At 59.8% G+C, this 20,511-nt stretch carries 9 protein-coding genes and 3 pseudogenes; 3 read left to right on the top strand and 9 right to left on the bottom strand.

The annotated features are described in order from the left end of the window. Positions 1-59: 59 nt before the first annotated feature. Positions 60-446 (top strand): annotated as a pseudogene (locus tag K307_RS04540) (IS4 family transposase); the annotation flags it as partial. Here the strand turns inward: K307_RS04540 and K307_RS04545 are convergent. After that, positions 415-2,649 (bottom strand): Tn3 family transposase, encoded by a 2,235-nt coding sequence (locus K307_RS04545; RefSeq protein ID WP_230625473.1) that lies wholly within the window; start codon positions 2,647-2,649, stop codon positions 415-417. The pseudogene K307_RS04540 and the gene K307_RS04545 sit on opposite strands and share 32 nt — an antisense overlap. A 142-nt stretch (positions 2,650-2,791) precedes the next feature. Then, a pseudogene (locus K307_RS04550) lies at positions 2,792-5,191 on the bottom strand (Tn3 family transposase); the annotation flags it as partial. A gap of 150 nt (positions 5,192-5,341) precedes the next feature. Between K307_RS04550 and K307_RS04555 the strand changes: the two are divergent. Then, positions 5,342-5,922: pseudogene (locus K307_RS04555) on the top strand (IS256 family transposase); the annotation flags it as partial. 102 nt (positions 5,923-6,024) lie between these two features. Here the strand turns inward: K307_RS04555 and K307_RS44205 are convergent. Genes K307_RS44205 through K307_RS04580 form a run of 5 tightly spaced genes read right to left on the bottom strand, consistent with a single transcriptional unit; the run spans position 6,025 to position 12,985 of the window. Further along, positions 6,025-7,695 (bottom strand): hypothetical protein, encoded by a 1,671-nt coding sequence (locus K307_RS44205; protein ID WP_051974652.1) that lies wholly within the window; start codon positions 7,693-7,695, stop codon positions 6,025-6,027. A gap of 59 nt (positions 7,696-7,754) precedes the next feature. After that, positions 7,755-8,654 carry a hypothetical protein gene (locus K307_RS04565; protein WP_042876608.1) on the bottom strand — a complete coding sequence of 300 codons (900 nt, stop codon included), beginning with the start codon at positions 8,652-8,654 and terminating at the stop codon, positions 7,755-7,757. 34 nt (positions 8,655-8,688) lie between these two features. Continuing rightward, positions 8,689-10,116, bottom strand: a complete 1,428-nt coding sequence (locus K307_RS04570) for an ATP-binding protein (protein ID WP_042876609.1) — start codon at positions 10,114-10,116, stop codon at positions 8,689-8,691. 2 nt (positions 10,117-10,118) lie between these two features. Continuing rightward, on the bottom strand, positions 10,119-12,614 hold the full coding sequence (locus K307_RS04575) for an Hsp70 family protein (protein WP_042876611.1): 2,496 nt from the start codon (positions 12,612-12,614) through the stop codon (positions 10,119-10,121). Then, positions 12,611-12,985 (bottom strand): hypothetical protein, encoded by a 375-nt coding sequence (locus K307_RS04580; protein WP_042876613.1) that lies wholly within the window; start codon positions 12,983-12,985, stop codon positions 12,611-12,613. Before K307_RS04580 ends, K307_RS04575 begins: the two co-directional genes overlap by 4 nt. A gap of 302 nt (positions 12,986-13,287) precedes the next feature. On the opposite strand from K307_RS04580, the gene K307_RS47495 reads away from it, so the two are divergent. After that, the gene (locus K307_RS47495; protein ID WP_155301077.1) at positions 13,288-13,452 is read left to right on the top strand and encodes a hypothetical protein; all 165 of its coding nucleotides are present in this window, start codon (positions 13,288-13,290) and stop codon (positions 13,450-13,452) included. Positions 13,453-14,772: 1,320 nt separating this feature from the next. Here K307_RS47495 and K307_RS44210 read toward each other — a convergent pair. Both K307_RS44210 and K307_RS04595 read right to left on the bottom strand, forming a co-directional pair. After that, a complete protein-coding gene (locus K307_RS44210) occupies positions 14,773-16,479 on the bottom strand; it encodes a hypothetical protein (protein ID WP_051974653.1) in 1,707 nt (568 codons plus the stop codon). 543 nt (positions 16,480-17,022) lie between these two features. Then, positions 17,023-20,508 carry an ATP-binding protein gene (locus K307_RS04595; RefSeq protein WP_042876614.1) on the bottom strand — a complete coding sequence of 1,162 codons (3,486 nt, stop codon included), beginning with the start codon at positions 20,506-20,508 and terminating at the stop codon, positions 17,023-17,025. Between the last annotated feature and the right edge of the window lie 3 nt (positions 20,509-20,511).

Genomic DNA, 20,511 nt, shown 5'->3' on the forward strand with positions numbered 1-20,511 from the left:
ATGGGGAGGGGCTGGAAACGGGCCGGACAAGCCGAGCACCGCGCCAGTCCTTTACCCGACAGATGTACTTCCATGTCCTGAAGACCGGCTGCAAAGTCGAAGCGCTACAGCTATCGCACATGGATCGTGTGGAGCGGGCCTTGGCGTTGTATATGGTGGTGGCGTGGCGCATTGCCCGCCTGATGCGGTTGGGCAGAACTTGCCCGGATCTGGATGCATCCCTGTTCTTCGATACCGACGAGATTCGGGGGGCATACGTGCTCGCCAAGAAAGCTCGCCCGAAGACACCGATCACACTCAATCAGATGATTCGGTTGGTTGCTTCCCTGGGTGGGTTCCTTGGGCGCAAGAGCGATGGCGAGCCTGGCGCCAAGACGATCTGGATCGGCATGCAGCGAACCATGGACGCCGCGCTCACCATTCAGGCACTGCGGGAAGAGTCATGACTTCTGTATAAGGAAATGGGATGAAGTGCCGGAATACGGCGATGTAGTTGTCTGCAACATGCCGGTAGGCCACCGCGCCCTTCTTGCGGTAGCGGAAGTGGTAGCCCGTGAGCAGGTTATTGTCGTAGAAGTCGTATTGCGTGCCGTCAGACGCTACGGTCTTACCGTCCCCCCAATGCTTGGGCAGGTCGAGCTGGAGATACAACTCGATCAGTTCGCGCTGCGCGGTTTCAAGCCGTTCGAGACTCATATGCCGCCGATTGACGAACGACATCATGTGCGGCGTCACCCGTTCGCCCATGTGGCGAGCTGCTTGCGTGGGCCCGAGATTGCAGCCCATCGCGAAGATCGTCAGCAAGTAGCGCTCGGCGGCGTGGCGGATCTTGGGATCGCTGCCTGAAAGCGGGCCGAAGTGGCGCGTGAAGTGGGTCCAATGCTCGATGTTGGCCAGGACGTCCAGCAGGTTGCGGTTCGGCATGTGGCGGATCAGCGCCTGCTGAAGCGCAAGCGCGCTGGCGGGGATTTCCTTGGCGACGGTCCGGCGGAGTACCGGCTCGCCGTTGCGGCCAATGGTGACGTGCTGACGCTTATCCGGAAAACTATCGTCCAGGTTCTGTGCCGTCGCGGCCAACCACTGACGTAGGTGTGCAACGAAATCCTGCGCGTTGGTGGGCATCTCCAGCTTGGCGCAGTAGTCAGGGAGGCGGCGCTCGCATTCACGCCAGGGCAACAGATGCAGCCGGTAGTCGGCAAACGCGTCTGAGCCGACGACGCAGAGGTCGCCAGAGCGCAGTTCGCCGACCATATGCGAAAGCACGCAGAGCTCCAGATAGCGCCGATTTATGCCAGGCCCCAGATTGTCAGAGCGATGTACGAGCTTGCGCCAGCGCTCCGAGGCGAAGCTCAGATCGACGTCGGCGGCAAACCATTCGCGGTGCAGGGCCGCATTCTTCAACACTTCTGCCAGTGCGGCCAGCAGGGTGCACGACTGGCTGGTTGACTGCCACTTCAGCACCTCGGCCAGGCGCAACATTACCGAGCGGTGCGGGCGAAAATGCCGCCACAAAAGGGGTAAGTAGTTGTTCCCGCTGAAGGCGCGGACCTCGGCGCAGCTCTCGCGTAGAGGCTCCAAATCGCCTGAGGGGGCAAGAAGGCGCCGTACCTCTACGCCGATCTGAGCATCGTCCTCGCCCTCGGCGACGATCTGGACCACGCCGTCGAGCAGCGCGACGAGCTTCTCCATTTGCGCGCGCCGGCGGGACTGGATTTGCTCCAACTCCTCCCGTGCCCGCTTGTGGATGGCGCTCATGCGCCGGATAAACATTTCGGCGAGATCGTCCCGCACCCGTACCCGCATTTGATTGAGGAGCGTCACCATCAGCGTATAGCGCTTCTCCGGCAAGATCTCCTTGAGATTGGCCGCGTCCAGGCTCATGGCCTGGCTCGCCAAGGACCGCAGCTTGGAAGCCGGCACGCCTGCCACGGTCTTGGAAAAGTCTCCAATGGTGTCAAGCCAGGTCAGATGCTCGATCAGCAGAGTCAGGTGCTTGCGCGAGGGACGCAGCGCGTGGCGCTTGATGTTGTGATAAGCGGTCTGTCGGCTTGCTAGGTCTCGGGTCAGCAACCGGTCCAGCCGTTGCTGCTCGTCCTCGGACAGGCGTCGTCTGATGCGGCGAAACAGGGCCGTTTGCGTGCGAGCGTGGACTTGCTCGACGATGGCATCTAACGTGGAGAAGGATGGCAGTTCGATCTGACGCAGGACCAGCGCATCGATCGTCGCGTTGATGATGTCAACCGGCTGGTCCATCGTTTCGGCGGCGTCGCGCGCAGCGCGGATAGTGACCTCGTTGGCATCGGTGCCGAGGTAGGCCTGGATGCCAAGGAACTCTCGCACGGCCGTGTAGTGCCGGAACAAGGTCGGCGACACTTTTCGGTCGTAGCCAAACTTCGTACCTGGGTTCAGGCCGGCGCTGATGCGCACCAGTTCCGGCACGCTGGCAGGAATCGTGTCAAGGTTTGGGAAGTGGTGTAGCTGCTGAAAGACCTTCAGGAGCACCAACAGACCAAGTCGCGATTCTTGCCCGCGTGTGGACCGGGTCGCCCAGTCCAGCTCTTCCGCGCTTGGTGTGTAGCAGGCCCGCAATTCCTTGAGGGAAAAGACCTTTGGGAAACGCGGGTAGGCGGTACGCTCGACGGTGGCCATACAGGATCTCGACAATCGCTGAAAGGCCGGCCAGCCTAGCTGGGGCAGGTGACAGTTCCGTGCTTATTTCTTCAAGTTATTAGCGCTGCAATCTATATAACCAGAAGGATTATGATAGCCGTTTGGGCGTATCTTGGTTAGGGGCCAGATGTACCAAGGAGTCCCAATGCGCCTCGATGGCTGCAGTATCCACATTCGCAACGCAAACGGTTGCGATCTCATCGGGGATAGCGGTTCCGCGGGGCACAAATAGCCGACGCTGCTTGAGCTCGCGCAGCCGCGGGCAGAGGTCGAATCCCAGAAGCCTGGCCAAGGCCATGGCAAAATCCGTATAGCCATGGGTGTCGACCGCCAATTGTGTGGTCTCGATTCGCTCCTGCCGAACGACACCCTCGATTGCCGCGCCGGCCTGCCTTTCGTTGAGCACAATCGGCTGGGCGTGGAAGATCCCCCACCGATCTCGAACGTGAGTATAGATGCCGACCGCGGCGGTGTGGCGCCGTGGGTCTTGCCGAGCTTGCCAGACACGCTGACTCGTTTCCAAGCTCATCATGTCCGAGGACGCGAGGTCCGACCGGCCCCAACTTGCCGCGATCGGATGGCGGTGCATGAACTCCAGAACTGCCTTACAAGCCTGAGCCAGTCGCCGCTCATCGCCCGCCCAGCGCATGGCTTGGCGGATGCTTGTGGCCGACAATTGCGGAATCATCCTGGCACACTCGGCCGCCGTCAGACTCGTGCCATGCGCCAGGATGCCGGCGTAAACCATCAACAGCTCCTGCTCAGACCGGGGTTCGCGGCCGAGCATGTGCCAGCTGAAGCGCGCCTGGGCGTCCACTGCCAGGATGACCTCTGGTAGCTGGACATCGCCGATGTGGTGGTCAAGGCGGGCCCGCAGCCTTGAGACCTCAGGATCCTCTTCCTGTGCCGCTAGTGGTGCCAGGTGCAACTCGTCATCAACGCGTAGCGTGCCGGCGCGCGTCGCTGCCGCCACTGCGGCAATGCCTGTGCGCACGCGCTCAAGTAACGGCCTGAGGAAGTCGTCAGCTTGGGCTGGCAGCGACAGCCGCGTATGGTGTCGCCGAGCTTCAGCCTGCCAACGCTCGGCTGGCAGAAATAAGCGCTCTCGACCTCGGAAGCTCAATGAATGCTCGATCCAAACCGAGCCGTTGCGAACGGCCCGACGTAAGGCAAACAGGGTGGCGACTTCAAATGCTCGGAAGGCGCGCTCGCGATCCGCACCGCTGACGGCCTCGAGCCAGGGTTGCCCTAGGCGAGGAGCGGTCACATCATCGGGTAAGCGTCGATCGCCCCTTGCATACAGGTCGCGCAGCTTGCCCAAAGCGTCGATTACTGGGTGTTCTCCGATGGCTTGCCAGGGTAGCTTCGCGATGGCCACTAGTAACGCGCGCACCGGCCTAACGGCGTCGATCAGCCGCTGCCTGATCGCAGACGACCGGCTCGGTATGCGCTGAGTAAGCTTGCCGGCTACCAGCTGAGCCAGATGCGAGCGCAACTCCGCATCTGAAATACTCGCATCGCTATTCAAGCTGGCTAGCTCGTCGAGCAGTTGCCGGTACTGCGCGGCCCAGTCGACGGGAGCCGTTACACCGTCGGCACTCTGCCGCCAAAGATCTGCCACCCGGCGCTGAAACATGAGGATCAATTGATCAGTGGCAGTGAGCAGGCAATATCGTAGGAAGCAGCCCATTTCGAGGGTGCGTGCCGGCTCCTTGATTCTTGCGCTGAGCGATGGCGACCGAGCCGCCAAGCGATGCGCAAAGCGGCGCACCAGAACATCGTTGAGGCCGATTGGATGGCAGGCGACGCCAATTCCGACTAGCCATTCGATACGTTCGAGCACTTGGGAGAACTGTCGCGTCGAGTGCTTCGCCGGGACAGCCCACAGCCAGTTCTGGATGTGCTGACCATCTGGTCGTACTTGTTCCATTGCGGCTACCCATCGTCGCCAGGTAGCGGGCGGGACAGTCGAGTGTATCGAGGCAGCGGCGCTGGCCTCAAGCTCGGTCAATGCCGACACGACAAGACTTCGAAGGGCGCGCTCGTGGAAGATGATCAATCGGTGCTGATACAGCCACTGGCGGGCATACGACAGCAGCCGTTCCCGATCTCCGCAACGCAATACTTCGTCGCGCAACGCCCGCACAAGGGCCGGGCGCTGGTGTGCCACCATCCAGCGAAATCCGAGCGTCTGGCAAGCTAAGAGCTGATGGTCGGATAACGTTCGGCCGCGAGCATAAAGCGCCCGTAACGAAGCTAGATCGGGTGTGTCGATATCTAGCTCAATAGCTAGATGGCGAAGCAGAACCGGCGGCAGGATCCCGAACGCATTCAATGGGCAACCGGTCATGCGCAGGAAGCCGACGTGCAGCGCCAGCCCCAGCTTCATCATCGAGCCGCGTCGTCGCCCGATTAGTTCGTGCTCGGCGCGGCTGTATGTGAAAAACGTCTGCAATTCGAAACTGCTGAGTTCACGCGGCACCTCCCGCGCGCCTAAGTACGTGCTCTGCCAGCCTTGCATCTCGTGCGCCTCCCGTGCGGTGGGCCAAACACGATACGTCAAGCAAAGGCGAACAGCAAATCTCAGAAAATCAAGAACTTAGGCTCGATGGCCCAGACCTGGGTTAGGTTTGTGAACCGTCGTAAATTGCACCGAAATCAAAGCTACCCCATGAAGGTGTTCAACGACCTGAAAACGCGAGGCACCCAAGACATCCTGATCGCGGTGACCGACGGCTTGAGGGGCATGGAGCAGGCCCTGAACGCGGTGTTCCCGAGCACGACACTGCAGACATGCATCGTGCATCTGATCCGCGGCAGCTTGGACTACGCGAGCTGGAAGGACCGCCGTGCGGTGGCGGCCGCGCTCAAGCCTGTCTACACAGCAGCCACGGTAGAGGCCGCACAGGCGGCGCTATTGGCCTTCGAGTAAAGCGACTGGGGCAAGCGCTACCGCCAATTGCAGCCTCCTGGCACTGCGCGTGGGACCGCGTGATTCCATTCTTTGCGTTCCCGCCAGCCATCCGTAAGATCATTTACACCACGAATGCCATCGAGAGCATCAACGCGCAACTGCGCTAGATCATCAAGACCCGCGGACACTTCCCGAGCGATGAAGCGGCCACCAAGCTGCTGTGGCTAGCCTTGCGCCACATCACCTGCAAGTGGGGCAGCGCCACGCACGACTGGAAAGCGGCCATGAACCAGTTCGCGATCCTCTACGAGGATCGCTTCACACAACCCCATCGCTGAGATAGGATCAAGGCCTGCCCGGCAGGCAGGCCTTTAGCCTTGCACACAAAAATCCTGACACCCCCTGGCGAAGAGCGCAGATTGCTGGTAGCTTCCCTCTGCTTACACGTTAGATAGGAAAATCAGGATCAGCACAAGCGATATAGCGATGTGCGCCTTGTCAAAACCGCGAAGCTTCCCCTTACCAAGGAATTGATACCCTCCCGCGGAAGGAATCACACGATACCGCGCGATCGGAAAGACCGGAACGAACAGGAACACGAAGTAGTAGGTCGCCAGGTACGACCCGTTCGACGGGATTCGATCGGTGTTGCCATACAGCGAGAACCCTACCCCGTTGATCGTCCGCAGCGAAGGCGCCGACTGGATGGGGTCGAGGTCGCCATAAACGACGTGGTTCTCGCGAGCGATATCCAGGTTCTCTTTTACCTTCTGCTTGAGTCGACCGTCGTTCGCGATCTCACTGGCCCGATCCAGCAGCTCGACGCAAGGTCCCCACTTCGACGTTCGATTTCCATAAGCCACCGCGCACGTCATGACGGAAAGCGCGATAAAGTCCAGACCCTCGCGATAGTTGGCAGAAGTTTGGGTCAGGGCCGACTCACGCAGGAGAGTCATGCCAGAATCGAACACTCGGTGTCCCTCGGTGATTCCGCTACCCGGATCGCGCTCAATGGCTTCCCTCACCGACGTGCAAAGGTCCATGAGTGGCTTGAGAGCGCCCTCACCCTCGCGCCTTTCCGTCACCGCCTTCAGCACACCCTCGTCCGCCTCAACACGCTCCACGAACTCCGGCAGATATTCGAACATCTCCTTAAGGAGCAAGGTCAGGCGGCGCGCCTGGTCGAGTCTGTCGTGGTCGTTAAACAGGTCGATTGCGAGACTGCGCACGCTGTACGCGACACCCGTACTAGGGTCATGATCGAGTCCGCGCGACGTGAAGCTCATAGTCAGCGGCTTCGCGACCTTGCACCAGTTGCGAACGACAGTGTCGATATGCCCGACGATCTGACCCAGCACCGTTTCCGGGGCGTCGGCCTTCTCACGGGCCGACGCTACTAGCTTGTCGATGTTAGCCGCTTCCTTCTGGAGAAAGTCCCTGGATTCGACCGCGTAGGCGTCCACCAACTCGTCAACGAACTCCGGCGCGTGCTCCGTCCCATCTGTCGTGGCAAGCTCAACCACGTTGGTCATCACACTAATCAGGTCGTTGGTGTAGAGCTGGCCAAGGGCATCCTGAACGACCTTACGGTAGTGCCGCTTACGCTCTGCCAGTTGCTCCTCGACCTGGTCGACGCCGCGCACTTCGGGAAACCCAGAGACAGAGCGGTCTTCGTTGATCTCACGCAGGATCTCTTCGGGATCCAGGTCTTCGGCGCGGTAAGCCATGTCCCACACCAGCGCTTCCACCTTCGCCGGCTCGAGTTGAGCATCCACCGCGTCAAACGCCGCCGTCAGGAGGTTGCAATGGGCCAAGGCCGGCAGGCCATCCTGTGTCCACGCGGATAACGGATTCGCCCGAATCGCGTCCACGAGCTCAGCAGCCTTACGGGGCGACACGCCGGGCAGCCAGCCCATCTCTGCGCTTAGGCGTGTGCGGGCGTTAGTGAGTTCTGCCCTAGCCTGCTGGCACACGTCATGATCAAGACTGAGCGACGCCTCATCCGCAAGTTCGACAATCCGCGCTTTGTTGTCGCGCGTCGTGGCGCCAAGCACAGCAAATGGGCTGCGCAGGAGAGCGATACGTTGGTCCAAGTCAGTAGCTGTCGTCATCTTGTTGTTCCTCGGATGCGTCGCATCAGTGCCTGCGTCCTACTGGCAGGACAGCAGCGTTACTCTTCCTTCTCTTCCTCATCTTCCTCGACTTCCTCGACTTCCGTCGTGGAGTATTGCGGGAGGCGAGACGTATTGCTGTACCGGGACGATGGCGTTGCGGCTGCTCCATACTGATTACGGTCGAAAGGCTGGCCATAGAGTGCCTGCTGAGCGCTGGGCGCTGGCTCCGGAGCGCTCGAGCGGAATCGCACCATCGCCTCGACCTCGATTTCGCCGCGAAATTGCTCTACCTCAGCCTTGGCCGTCACGACATCATTGCCGTGGTAACGGAACGATCCACAGCGGCTGTTGAAGTCCATCACCCCCGTGTTGTACGTCTGAATCGCAAGCTGGTTGGACCGATCCGTCAAGCGCTCTCCGGCGTCGAGGCGAATCTTCTCGGCCGCGCAGTACCGAATTTCAGCCAGTGACAGCACGTTATTCGAGCCCACCGCCGGCTTGACTTCGGTCGGTCGCGTGGCCACTTCTGGGACAACGAGAGCCGGCGGCGTCGGCTCGGCAATCACAGGCCCCGGCGGTGGGGGCGATTCTTGCGGCGTGTATGTCGGCGCGGGATCAGCGGACGCAGAGGAAGCCACCGTCGTCGGCTCATGATCCTTTGGCGATAGTGCATAGGCCAGCACGATTACAGCAATCGCGATCCCCGCCAAGACCCAGTTTCCGACGGAGCTACCGCTTTTTTGCCCCGCCGATGCAGGCAGCGCCGCGGAACTCGATTCCTCTGGCGCATGGACCGTTTCCGCCTTCGGCGGTACCGTTGATGCTTTGCCACGCGAAGCCGAGTCCGACGACCCGCTGCGCTCGGGCTGGCTAGAAGCGACATCCGCCAGCGCCGCATCGACGTCGGAGATCATCGACGACAGGCCGGCAAACCCCTTATTCCCGTTCTTGCTCATATTGTTCTGTGTTCTTGCTATCTACGACCACGCCTCAAATGAACCCGATCTTTCGCTCGCTGCCATCATCGGTTCGTGACGGCGTGGCGGCCAGCGCATCCTTGAGGCTCTGTTGATCCAAGTGATCCTTACCGGCCCGGGCAGCCAGTCTGGCCCCCTCCCTGACGACAAAGGCCACGTCTGACAGCGGCCTGCCGGCAAGGTTGGAGGCGAGCAGCGCGGGGGACACGGACTCATCTTTCGGCAGGGTTGCCAGCAGACTTTCGAGCAATGCCCGGACCTCGTCTTCGCTCGCATAATCGACCTTGAGCACGTGGTCGAAGCGGCCCCTACGCAGGATCGCCTGGTCGATCATGTCAATCCGATTCGTCATCCCGATAATCAGCACGTCGTTCTTCGTCGCCTCGGGGATGCGTCGAAGGAACTCGGCAACCTCCTCGACGCGATGGTGGCCGCTACCCATCTCCCGATCGGCGACGAAGGCCTCCATCTCGTCGATCACAAGCACGGACGGAGCATTCTTCATCGCCTCTTCAAAGACCGCTGCCACCTTCCGGCTGGTCTCGTGGATATAAGGGCTGGCTACACTCGAGGCGTCAATCTCAAAGCTCGGCCACCCTAGGAAGTTGACCAACTGCTCCACGGCGTACGTCTTACCGCATCCTGGTGGCCCATGAAGGATGACGGCGCTTGGAAAGCCGATCCCCAGTGCCGTGTAGCGCTCGCGGTTCTCGATGATGTCGACGATGTGCTCGTTGAAAAAGTCAGTGAGCTCCGGCCGGCCCGCCAGCAGGAAATGGTCATGCTCCGACTCCCCATCGCCCCTCGCGACTGGTGTCTTAGCGCGGACCTCCACCGCCTTCTCCTGCAAATCTGCGTTCGTTTGCGCGGCCGCGGCACTCGAGAGCACGATCCCTGCGGCCTGGACGACATCCTGCAGGTGCCTCGCGCCCAACCAACTCAGTGTCTGACGGAGCCGGCGCGTTGACTTAGCCGAAATCGGCGCACCGCCAGTCAGCCAGTAGCCGAGGACGACATCATCGTCCACCCGGGACGTAAGCCCATACGTGGGAAGCAGGCGGCTTATCCTCTCCACGTAGAGGGCATCCTGAAGGGGTGTTGCTTCGTCGATCCGCCGGGTCTCCTTCATGGCCACCGCGAACGAGAGCGCTTCCGACTTTGTGTTAGGCGAAACCCCATTCGCCACCGGGCACAGGATCTGGTCACGCCCGCATCCCAACGAATAGAAGCGCTGCGGGCCGAACTCGAACGCCTGAAGCTGGCCGTCTTCGACAAGCCCCGACTCGAGCCAGCGCCGTTGGAGCTCCTCGCTGACAACAAGCGCGCGACCGCCGTCCCGCGTCTCGAGGATCTGCCAGCAGGCACCCTCGAACAGCGCCATGCGTGTCTGGACGCCGCCGGCCAGCCTGAACCCAATGGGCAACCACGCTTCGAGCGCCATGATCAGTTCCGCACAATATTTGCAGTGGCCATCATGTCGTCACTATCCGCCGTCGAACCAAAGCGCATCGAATCGAGATGCAAGACAACCGTGCGCAACTTGTCCATATCTTCTTCGCGCAGCGCTTCAGCACCGAGCTTGGCAAGCTGGGCGTGCTGGGCAGCGTCCGGGAAAAGATGCGCATCCTTTGCGAGCCAGTTGAACCGGTCAATCACAAACCAGTCCTGACGCCACAGGATCAGGAAATTCTTGCTGCGCATCTCATCGGAGAGGGATTCGAAATCCCCACTCTTGTTGTCGATCGCACGCTGCGCCGTTCTCGCCAGGTTGTCGTAGGCCGAGGCCTCAGTCGGTCGAGCATGCTCGCGTACGTATTCATCGAAGTAGCCAACCAGCCGGTCCATCTCCATCTGCCGGATCTCACGCAGGTTGTCCTTACGCGCCATCGCAAGAAGCCGCTTCGCTTCCTGCACGTGATCCATCGCCTGCTTCGCGGACTCCTCGTCCGCATCGCGGGAGTTAGCCTTCTTGGCCTGAGCGAGCCGTTCGCGAGCTTGATCCAGCTTCGGATCCTCCACCTTCGCTGCCATCTCTTCAAGACGCTTCAGCGTATGGTTAGTCTCTTCCCGCACCAGCGCAGCCGCCTTTGTGTAGTCGATCTGTGCGTCCACGCGCGAGTAAAAGTTGCGGTCGGAATCGAACGAGCCGCCGATCGACGGCACAGACACCTCGACCCTGATTGCGCCGGAATCTGACACCTCATAGTCGCAGGCCAGTTCGGCGCCCGCAGCGATGACCGCATCATGGAAATCGGTGCCCTTAATGGCAAACATCCCGATGAAACGGTTATCCGTGATGGGGTCCGAGATATCGCCTTCCCAGAGCTTGAACTTGAGCGAATCCGACGATCCGGCACGTAGCGACTCCTCGGCGCGGAAGACCTTCCTGCCTTTCTTCGGCAACTGATCGCCTTCGCGTACTAGATAGTCAAGCACGGCGCGACCGCCGATCTTGTCGCGCGCCTCGACGCCGATGGAATGCGATGCCGGAATCGCGTCGATGCTCGCCGCCGTCCGCGCGATCACGATCTTGTCGTCCTTCAGCGAGAGCGGGCCACCCGCGGCATCGAAAACGAACACCTTGAAGGTGTTGTCGCCGGGTTTCGGCAACATCAGATCTAAAGATGCACCATCTTTGAGCGGCACGCGGCCAGACGACCAGCCGGTGTCCAGGCTGTCGATCTGGAATTCCGCTCCGGCGAGCGCTTTGCCGCCAAGCTTTACGGCGATCTTAGCCTTTGCGTCAGGCGTCCGCGCGATGAAATTGAACGAAATGTCCAGCGCGCCGCCCGCGCTCAACGCACCGCGCGCGCTCTTGCGGCCTCGATTTTGCGATTGCCAGTCGATCGATTCGGCGAACACTGCGGCGCCTTCGGCGACGGCCGTCATCGGATTGACGTCCAGCGATGGAGCGATGCCAAGCTCGAACGAGACCTTGTCGCGAAGCGGCTTGTACTGGGTGGGCCCGCCCACGAAGACGACACGCCCGACGTCCTGCGAACTGAGGCCCGCCTTTTCCAGCGTTTCACGCGCCGACTGAATGCCCTCTTCCACCTTCTCGGCGATCAGCGCATCGAGTTGCGAACGCGAGAACGGGATGTCCACGTAGATTTCTTCGCCGGCCTCGTCACGCACACCCAGGTCGGACTCCGTCAGGCTGATGACGGATTCTTCCTTGGCGGAGAGCTCGATCTTCGCTTTCTCGCTTGCCCACAGGCACATCCGCAGCAGCGACTTGTACTTTGCTGACGTAGTGAGGTCTGCCGGCAAGTCGAAGTTCTGCAGCAGCCAGGTTTTTACGACGTTGTCGAGGATGGCGCGGTCGAAATCCGTGCCGCCGCACATCGCGACGCCACCGTGCGCGAGCAGGCTCACACGACCACTGATGCTTTCCGCAATGGCAATGTCCAGCGTCCCGCCGCCGAGGTCATAGACCAGGAAGATCCCGTCACCTTTGCGCTGACGCATGACGCTCATGACGGCCGCCACCGGCTCTTGCATGAGCGCGACCCGGCCCAAGCCCGCCATCTCGGCCGCAGCCATGGTGGCGTCCTTTTGCATCTGGTTGAACGCAGCCGGCACCGTGATAACGGTCCCCGTCTCACCGCTGTTGCGAATCTCTTCCGGCAAATAACCGAAGCACAGCTTCAGGATCTCTGCGGAGCATTCTTCAGGCGTCATCGTGACCGAGACGGCGCTGAGCTTGACGGGCGTGCTGGTGCCCATCATCCGCTTGAATTTGACCGCCGCGTTGTCTGGGTTCTTTGCGGCGCTATCGTATGCACGCTTGCCGAGATACTTGTTTCCGCGACGATCGATGAAGATCGCCGACGGCGTTACGTCGTTTTGCTCGGGGCTCTTGTAAAGGCGAACATTCTCGCCATCGTACGAGCAGATTGCGCTATTGGTCGTACCGAGGTCAATACCGATGTACTTCATGCTTGCCCCTTCTTGAGCATAATGGTTCCCTGCCGCTTCAGGCCTTCCGGGCCCATGATAATGGGCTCGACCATTTGATCAACAATTAGGGGATCTTCCGGGGCGAAGTCACCGAGGTTCAATGCTGACGCAGCAATACCCGGGTCAAAGGGCTGCCCTTCAACGTTCACGAGCTTCAACCCGCTCGCGGCCAGGCTTTCCTCGACCTTCTTGTGAAAGTAGCGAACTTGGTTGACGTAACGGGATCCTTCACCCGCGTCCATCTTGCTCAAGACCCGTCCGAACAGTTTTGCGAAGCGCCAGCTCTCTACAGCGATATCGAGCAGAGACTGCTCAAGCTGTTGGCCTTCCGGATTCTGATTTGTTGTCATTGATCGCTGGCCGTCTCGCTTAACGCGAGGCCGAAGGGCATCGGACGGCCACTCCCTATTTGGATTGATTGTTATTTCGAGCCTGAACCACCCTCGCACAAAGGCACTGGCGAGTTTAGCAAGGATCGACACCGCACAAAGCGCTGGTTCCAGCAAACAACACTTGCTCAATGCCATGGCTGCAAGAAGAGCTCAGGGGCTTTCACGAACGTGAAACACGCCCAGTACCAGGGCGCCGTCAAATCCAACGAGAAGTGCCGGCACCTATACTTACCGTGGTCACTCGCTTTGGAGAACCCTCGATGGATTACGCCAAGTTGAGATCCCTGATGAACGAACAGATGGAACTGACTGCGAAGCTCTCGCGTGAGAGCGCGCGCCTAGCAGAACAGCCAGCTTGGCACCCCTTCGCCATCGCCGCCACCATCCTCGGACTAGCCGTTCTAGTCACAAAATTGATCGGATAGGTTTAGCAACGAACAGCCTACTGAAATGCCGCACTTCCGGCAAACAACACTTGCAAGTTTTGGAGGCTCACCAAACGTACCAGAACTTTTGGGGGATTGACGGCCGGTGGACAAGCTGACTGCATTTCACAATCGTGAACTACCGATCAAAGCGAGTTCGCCAGCGTGACCGGCGAGCCTATCCGACCCTGGTACCCGTCCTGTGCCAGCTCAGCCTCTCCGCGTTGCGGTAGCAAAGAGCCTGCGGTGCAGGCGGAGGCGGCTCAAAGCACCCAGCCGCCTCCAGTTCCTCCATCGTGAGCCGGTACTCGGCCATCGGCGTCTGGATCCAGCGGATCGCCGCCGTCCGCACAATTTTCGTTGCCATCGCTGCCATCGCTGCCATCGCTGCCATCGCCGCTGTCGCTGCAGTCGGCCGGGTGGGAGGGTTGCGGCAGGTTACTTCGTGTCCTTCACCTTGTTTTTCGGCCGGCCCTTCGTTCTGTGCTGCCTTCGCGGTCGTCGCCGGCCCGGCCGCCGTGCGGCGCCATCCCCAGCACCGTCCCGCTCGCGCGACGCCACCCGCGATTCTGCTAGCAGCTGGCGCGCCAGCGACGTTTCGGCCTCGGCCCGCTCGACCCGGCGCTACACCACCGTTAGTTCGCCGCGCAGGTCGTCGGCCGTGCGCTCGCTCTGCCGGCGCGGGTGGCTCCGCGTCGAGCTCGCGCAAGCTGCCCTGCTCGCTGGCCCTCGGTATTTCTGTTGGGGGGACCGGCTCGCGGGCGCGCGCCAGCTCCGCCAAGAATTGAGTACGGATTTCCGCGAACTGCCGGCTGGCTGCGCCCAGCTCCACCCGCCCCGCGTCGCGCCTGGCGCTCGGCGGCCGGCGCCGCACGGTTTTCCTCGATCGCCTGCCGCGCCTCGGCCACTTGGGCGGCAATCGCGGCGGCGTCCTCGCGCGCGGCAGCGGTCTCGGCGGTGCTTGCCGCATCGTGCGCCTCGGCGCGCAGCCTGGCCAGCTCGGCGCAAGCGGCCCCGTTGGCCACCTACTCGATCATCTGCACCGCCCCAGCGGCGATATGCTTAGCGAATCCGGCAGATTCGGGTGTTGATGTTGACGCGCGTGCGACCGCGCAACTCGCCCTACGCCAGCTACCGGACAGGGGCCAGTCAATCGCCCTCCAACAGGAAAGGTAACCGGCCGGCCGGTGCTCCAGCTGGTGAACGTAGGCAAAACGATCTTTGGTATCCTTATCCTGCATTGACTTCCAGAGCCTGCATATAGAGCAGACGCACCGATTGCTCTATTAAATAGCATTACTTATAACGCAGCTCACTAGTCTAGGGGGTTAATTTCCGGAAAGTGTGATTGCACGTCCGACATGATATATCAAGCAACTTCCCTGCTGGAACTCGAAGTCCTTGGTCGCACCTCGGACATTTAACTATAACCGTCATATTAAGCTCTGCATACTTAGGCCACGGACGACGATGATTTGCTCTAGTGTTTAGAGACTCAGCGGCTTCTGTTCGTGCAGTAGTCCCTTCCTTTGGATGAGCTGCTTTCTCCATCTCGTTATCGGAGCGCACAGTAGCATGGCCACAGCTTGGCGTTTCGATTTTCCGTTGACGTTCCAATGATCTAACTGCATCAGCCATCTTTGACGCGTTTTCCCGGGCGATCTCCAAACTAACGTCCAGTCTCTCCTTGATCTTCTCGTCGCTTGCGATCTGGCGGGCCCGGGCGAGCATACCAATACATGAGTCCCATTTCGACGTCTTTTTGCCATATGCCACCGCGCATAACATGGCAGTAATTGCCATATAGTTGCAGCCCTCAATCCAACGTGAGGTGTTTTGAGCGATGCCTGCTTCCCGCATGAGTGGCATCCCAGAAAGGAGGACGCGCGTACCTTCATCGAAACCTACCGTAGGATCGCGCTCCACCATCTCTTTGACGGACACGCAAAGATCCTGCAAGGACTTCAGAGCGGCCTGAGCGGCGCGCTTCTCAGCGATGTTCTTCAAGACTGCCTCGTCGGCCTTCACGCGTTCAAGGAACTCCGGCAGGCATTCGAACATCTCTTTGAGAAGCAAAGTCAACTGGCATGCTTGTTCGAGCCTGTCGTGATCATTGAACAGATCGATGGCGAGACTGCGCACGCTGTTGGCCACGCGTGCACTGGAGTCGTGGTCACGGCCTCGTGACGTTAGGCTAACCAGTAGCGGCCTGGCGAACTTACACCAATTGCGAACGACGTTATCGAGCGCTCCAACGATCGAAGCCAACACGGCTTCCGGCGCGTCGGCCTTTTCTCGAGCGGCAGAGGTCAGCTTTTCGATGTTAGCTGCTTCCTTTTGGAGGAAATCCTGCGTTTCGACTGCGTAGCTGTCCACCAAATCGTCAACGAGCTGCGGGGCGTGCGCCTTCCCATACATCGTGGTACCTTCGACCACGAAGGTCATGACATTGATGCGATCTTCAGTGCTCAGCCGGTTAAGGGTATCTTGAATGACCTTCCGATAGTGTCGCTTTCGGTCGACCAATTCCTCCTCTACCTGGTCGACTCCGCGTACCTCAGGGAACATCGAGAGGGCGCGATCCTCATTGATCTGCCGCAGAATGGCTGGTGCGTCCAGCCCGTCAACGAGGTACGCCATCTGCTCAATGAGATCTACCAGCCTCTCCCAATCCAGCCGCTCATCCACCGCTTCAAACGCTGCAGTTAGCACATTGCAATGCGCCAGCGCTGGCAAATCCCTCCTGTCAATGAGAGACATCGGGTCCGATCGGACCGCATCGATCAGCGCCACCATCATGTGCGGAGACACGCTCGGTAGCCAGCCAATCTCGGCATTCAATCGTATCCGAGGGTTGGTGAGGTCGGCACGCGCCTTTTGGCACAGATCGTAATCGAGGCTGAGCGACGCCTTATCTGCGAGTTCGATAATCGTCTTTCGGTTGTCGCGTGTCGTTGCGCCAAGCACAGCGAACGGGCTGCGCAGGATATCGATACGCGGTTCCACGTTATTCGCCGAATTGATCATTTTCTGTTCTCGAATGGTTACGCAAGAGCACAGAGAGTTCTGACCGCAAGACGCCCGCTATTCTCCCTTCCGTTCGTCGTCCTCGTCTTCGTTCTTGTCGTTGTTTTCGTCCGGGCCCGCACAGCGCTGGGCGATGGCTCCGGAGCGCGATCTTTGATCGTCTACTTTCACCGCCATCTCTTCAAGGCGCTTCAGGGTGTGATCCGTCGCTTTCCGTACCAAGCCAGCGCTTCGTGCTTCATGGACTTGAGCTGCGCGTCGAACCGGGAGTAGAAGTTCTGCCTTTTCGCACGCCTAGCGATGTTGCAACCCCATGAGTCGCAACAGCTTTTTGAACCAGACCGCCAGATTTAGCACGAAAGGTACAATGACCCCTAGTCTAGTCGGTAGAACGTAGTCGCGTTCGTTGGCTCGATGGCCTCCTCTGAGTGGAAATAGTCGAGGTAGATATCCAGTATGTACGGTTCAACATCCACCGCAGCCAGGCCCATAGCGTTCGCCATCCTGCCTGCGACCGAAAGCTCGTGGTCCAGGTAAGCAGATTCAAGTACTTGGTCCTGCGCCGAATGAATTCAGATAGCGAACGTTAACTCCTTCTCCGAAAACTTCTCTCACGATAGAGAGTAGGTGGTCATGGTGACTCAGGAAAATCACTTGGGTGCGCTTGGATAGGTGGGCAAGCACCTGCAGCCCCGCGCGAGTCCTCTTATCGTCGAAGTTGATGAAGAGGTCGTCGGCCACGAAGGGCAATGCCGACGCTTGCTCTAGCTGCAGCTCAAGGGCGGCAAGGCGCAGAGCCATATACAACTGGTCACGTGTGCCTTCGCTCATACCCGAGATTCCCACGGAATTACCGTTGGTCCGAATAGCAGACAACGCCATCGGTTGCTTATCGTAGTCGACTGAGAGGCGCGAGAATGCTCCGAGCGTCAGCTGTGAAAAAATGGCGCTCGCTCGGGAGAGCATCGGGCCCTGCCGGCGTTCGCGATATCGGTCAATTGCCCACCGCAGGAGCGTGGAAGCGGTCTCCACTTTGATGAAGCGCTCAGCCGCCTCTGCCATTGCAGATAGCGCTTCCTGCCTCTTTGCTTCGGCGATAGCCGCATTGGCAGCACCAGAAATCGCGGTCAGCGCCTGACAGGCGGTCCCAAGCTCTGTTGCGATATCACCGTGAGCCTTGACGGAAGCTGCCAGCTCATTCCCAACTCTGGTAAGCTCGGTATGAACGGTCTGGATATCCGAGCCATCCAGTTCTTCCACGAGCTCTTCGAGGGCCAGCCCATCCCCTCCACTCAGGAGGTTGTTCTTGGCGTCCCCTATGGCTCCGAGCAGCGCCCGCTTACGGTCTGAGCGAGCAATCAGTGGACGCAACAAGTCAGGGGAACCAACAGCAGCAAGTAGGTAAAGCGGCCGGAGTTGAGCGGTAGCCTCGTCAACTTCCGTCCGCGCCTTCTTCACCTGGTCATTTGCGACTACGAGTTCCTTCTTGAGCCGGTCCACGTCAGACTGCGCTAAGCTAGCCACCTTAAGTCGCTTCGACAGCTCAATCGAGATACCCTCGGCGTCCAATTCAACCAGGGACGCATCGAGGTCCTGCGCTAACCGCCTGGCCTCCGACGAGAACGCTTCCAGAGCCGAGCGCATTACATTGACTTGACCGGTGCGGATTGTCTTGACCCGATCCAAGCGCTCACTAATCCTATTCACAATCGCGATGGCGGCCTCGGTTGACGCCTCCGAGCCTGAAGCGGTAGCAAGACCGGCCTTGGCAATCGCGTCTGACCAATCGATTTCCCAGCGAGCATAGGTATCTTTCGCGAGCTTTTCATCCCGGCGAAGGGCGACGAGGTCAACCTGCGCCGTGTCCAATTGCCTCTCTCTGTGCTTGCGCAGCGCTTTTGCTTGCTCAATGTCCCCGACGTAATGCTCCGCTGCACTGCAAAGTGCATCAATGTCAGACTGTCCTTCTGTCACTATCCCAGCTTTGGTCAGGCTCTTGGCAAGATTTGCTCTGGCCTCCCCAGCATCCTCAACTTCTCGCCGAAGGTTCTCGGAGCTCTTCCTGACCTCCTCTGCCGCCTTCATCGCGTCGTCCCGGCGCGCAGCCCATGACGAAATGTCGTCAAACGCCATTCCTGCCAGTTCCTGGGCGGCCACCAATGATTCCCACTCTGTGTCGAATTTGACGACAGCTGCGTCAGCGTCACGGGACAACTTCTCTTGACGAGATAGGGCCTCCTGCTCGCGGATAAGTCGCTGCTTCAGGTTTAGGAGCTGCGTGGCGTCGGTGACTGTGCCTACGTGCTGGTCGGAAAGGTCATCCGCAGCCCTAATTGCTTCTTCAAACGCCGGTGCGCCACTGCCCAGCGAAATCTCCCCGGACTTTATTGCCGTCCATGCCGAATCCCGAATGCTACGAGCATCTCGTACGTGGTCGACTGTCACCACCTGATGAGCCTGAGCAAACTTGTCGACTTCGAGGTTGGTCGAGTGGACGCGCTCTTTGGCATCCTCCAAACGCTCTTCGGCGAGCTTCTTCTTGGAGAGCAACTCCTGCCGCTCGGACCGCAAGGACGAGATGCGTTCCGTCGAGGGTAGCGTCATCGACCTCAGCTCAGGAGTCGGCCGACTCCATTTACCCAAGATGGCGAGACTCGCCTTGAGGGCAGATTCGGCGCTGTCGAGGTCGCCCTTCAATCGGCGCTTGGTCCCTTGAGTGTCACGATACTTCTGTGCCGCCCGTAAAGCAGCCTGAAGCCCTATTGGGGCCTCAGGGTGAGGCGCTGCTTCAAGAAGTTTCGTGAGTTCCTTGATATCGGCAAGCTTGTCGTTAACGGATTGCTCTGCTGTAGAGGCTGCCAACTCTAGCGTTCCCCGGCTGCGCATCAGGCTTGAGACAGTTTGAAGTAACATGGAGTTGGGGCGCGCCTTCCGCGCTCCCTCTTCGTCCTCAGGCCAGCCAAGCTCCGCACATCCGTCGCTCACCTCTCCTAGCAGAAGACCGACCTGTTGTTCTAGCTGGGCAATCTCCTCCCCATAGTTGCGGCATTGGTGTCGCGTCGCTTCGAGGTCCTGAATATCCGTCTGCAAGGAGAATAGCGCCTGGTCTACGGAAATACCGTTCAGGTCGGCTTCCAGCTGCTCGGCCGATTCGTTGTGCACCTTGAGCCTACCCTCTGCCGCCGCCAGCTTCGTCAGCGCGCTATTGAGCGTCGCCTCCGCATCTGCCGGCAGGTCAAGGACTTCCCCAAGGGCGCTCAACTCGCCTGCATTCTCCCGCCAGACATTGAGATGGGGCGCGAGCCGTCGGACACGTTCAAGCTGATTGCGCTTGAGCTCCAGCTCGCGGCGACGTTCCTCTTCGACTTCTTGGCGCTCTTTCGCCTCTCCGACAGCGCCATGTGCAGCCCGCCAAGCGGCGGTTCGAACGATGGCAGCCTTAAGTTCTACATTGGCTTCGTCTAACTGCCTCTGGCCGACGTAATATGCGCGGTCGCCCGACTTCCGCTTGGCCCAGAGACGGTCAGCCTCTTGGGCGAGCTCATCCCGGACACGTCCAAGACTTGCGATACCAGCGGCTGACTGGAACAAGACCTGACCAACGTCACTGGATGCGTCGAGAATACTCTGGCCACCCTTGATGAGAGCCGTATGGTCCAGGCAAAACATTTGCTGAAAGAATGCTTTGTCTGCTACGCCAAGGAGCGGCGCGAGGCTGTCGACAGGTAGCGACTCACCGGCCGGTGTCGTTAACGGAGACTTCCTGGCCTTCGACCGATGGAACGTAAGAGCCCCCTCAAGATTCTCCAGTGCTGCGCCAAGCCTCAGTTCGCTCTGAGGGTGGATGAAATCCAAGGTGGAACTGTGCGGCATCCCGAACAGTAGCTCCGAGATGGCAGTCTTGATGGTCGATTTTCCCGCCTCGTTCGGACCAACAACGAAGTGAAAGTCGAGCTCGGAACGAGGGAAATTCACTGTGTCACCAGTGAACTTCCCGTAGCGGATGAGTTCCAGTTGCTTGATACGCATAAC

It is taken from the genome of Cupriavidus necator A5-1 (assembly GCF_000744095.1).
In the GTDB taxonomy this organism is placed as follows: domain Bacteria; phylum Pseudomonadota; class Gammaproteobacteria; order Burkholderiales; family Burkholderiaceae; genus Cupriavidus; species Cupriavidus necator_A.

Coding starts and splice junctions, on each gene's coding strand:
- K307_RS04545 (WP_230625473.1), bottom strand. CDS start 2,649: ATGGCCACCGTCGAGCGTACCGCCTACCCGCGTTTCCCAAAGGTCTTT.
- K307_RS44205 (WP_051974652.1), bottom strand. CDS start 7,695: ATGACGACAGCTACTGACTTGGACCAACGTATCGCTCTCCTGCGCAGC.
- K307_RS04565 (WP_042876608.1), bottom strand. CDS start 8,654: ATGAGCAAGAACGGGAATAAGGGGTTTGCCGGCCTGTCGTCGATGATC.
- K307_RS04570 (WP_042876609.1), bottom strand. CDS start 10,116: ATGGCGCTCGAAGCGTGGTTGCCCATTGGGTTCAGGCTGGCCGGCGGC.
- K307_RS04575 (WP_042876611.1), bottom strand. CDS start 12,614: ATGAAGTACATCGGTATTGACCTCGGTACGACCAATAGCGCAATCTGC.
- K307_RS04580 (WP_042876613.1), bottom strand. CDS start 12,985: ATGACAACAAATCAGAATCCGGAAGGCCAACAGCTTGAGCAGTCTCTG.
- K307_RS47495 (WP_155301077.1), top strand. CDS start 13,288: ATGGATTACGCCAAGTTGAGATCCCTGATGAACGAACAGATGGAACTG.
- K307_RS44210 (WP_051974653.1), bottom strand. CDS start 16,479: ATGATCAATTCGGCGAATAACGTGGAACCGCGTATCGATATCCTGCGC.
- K307_RS04595 (WP_042876614.1), bottom strand. CDS start 20,508: ATGCGTATCAAGCAACTGGAACTCATCCGCTACGGGAAGTTCACTGGT.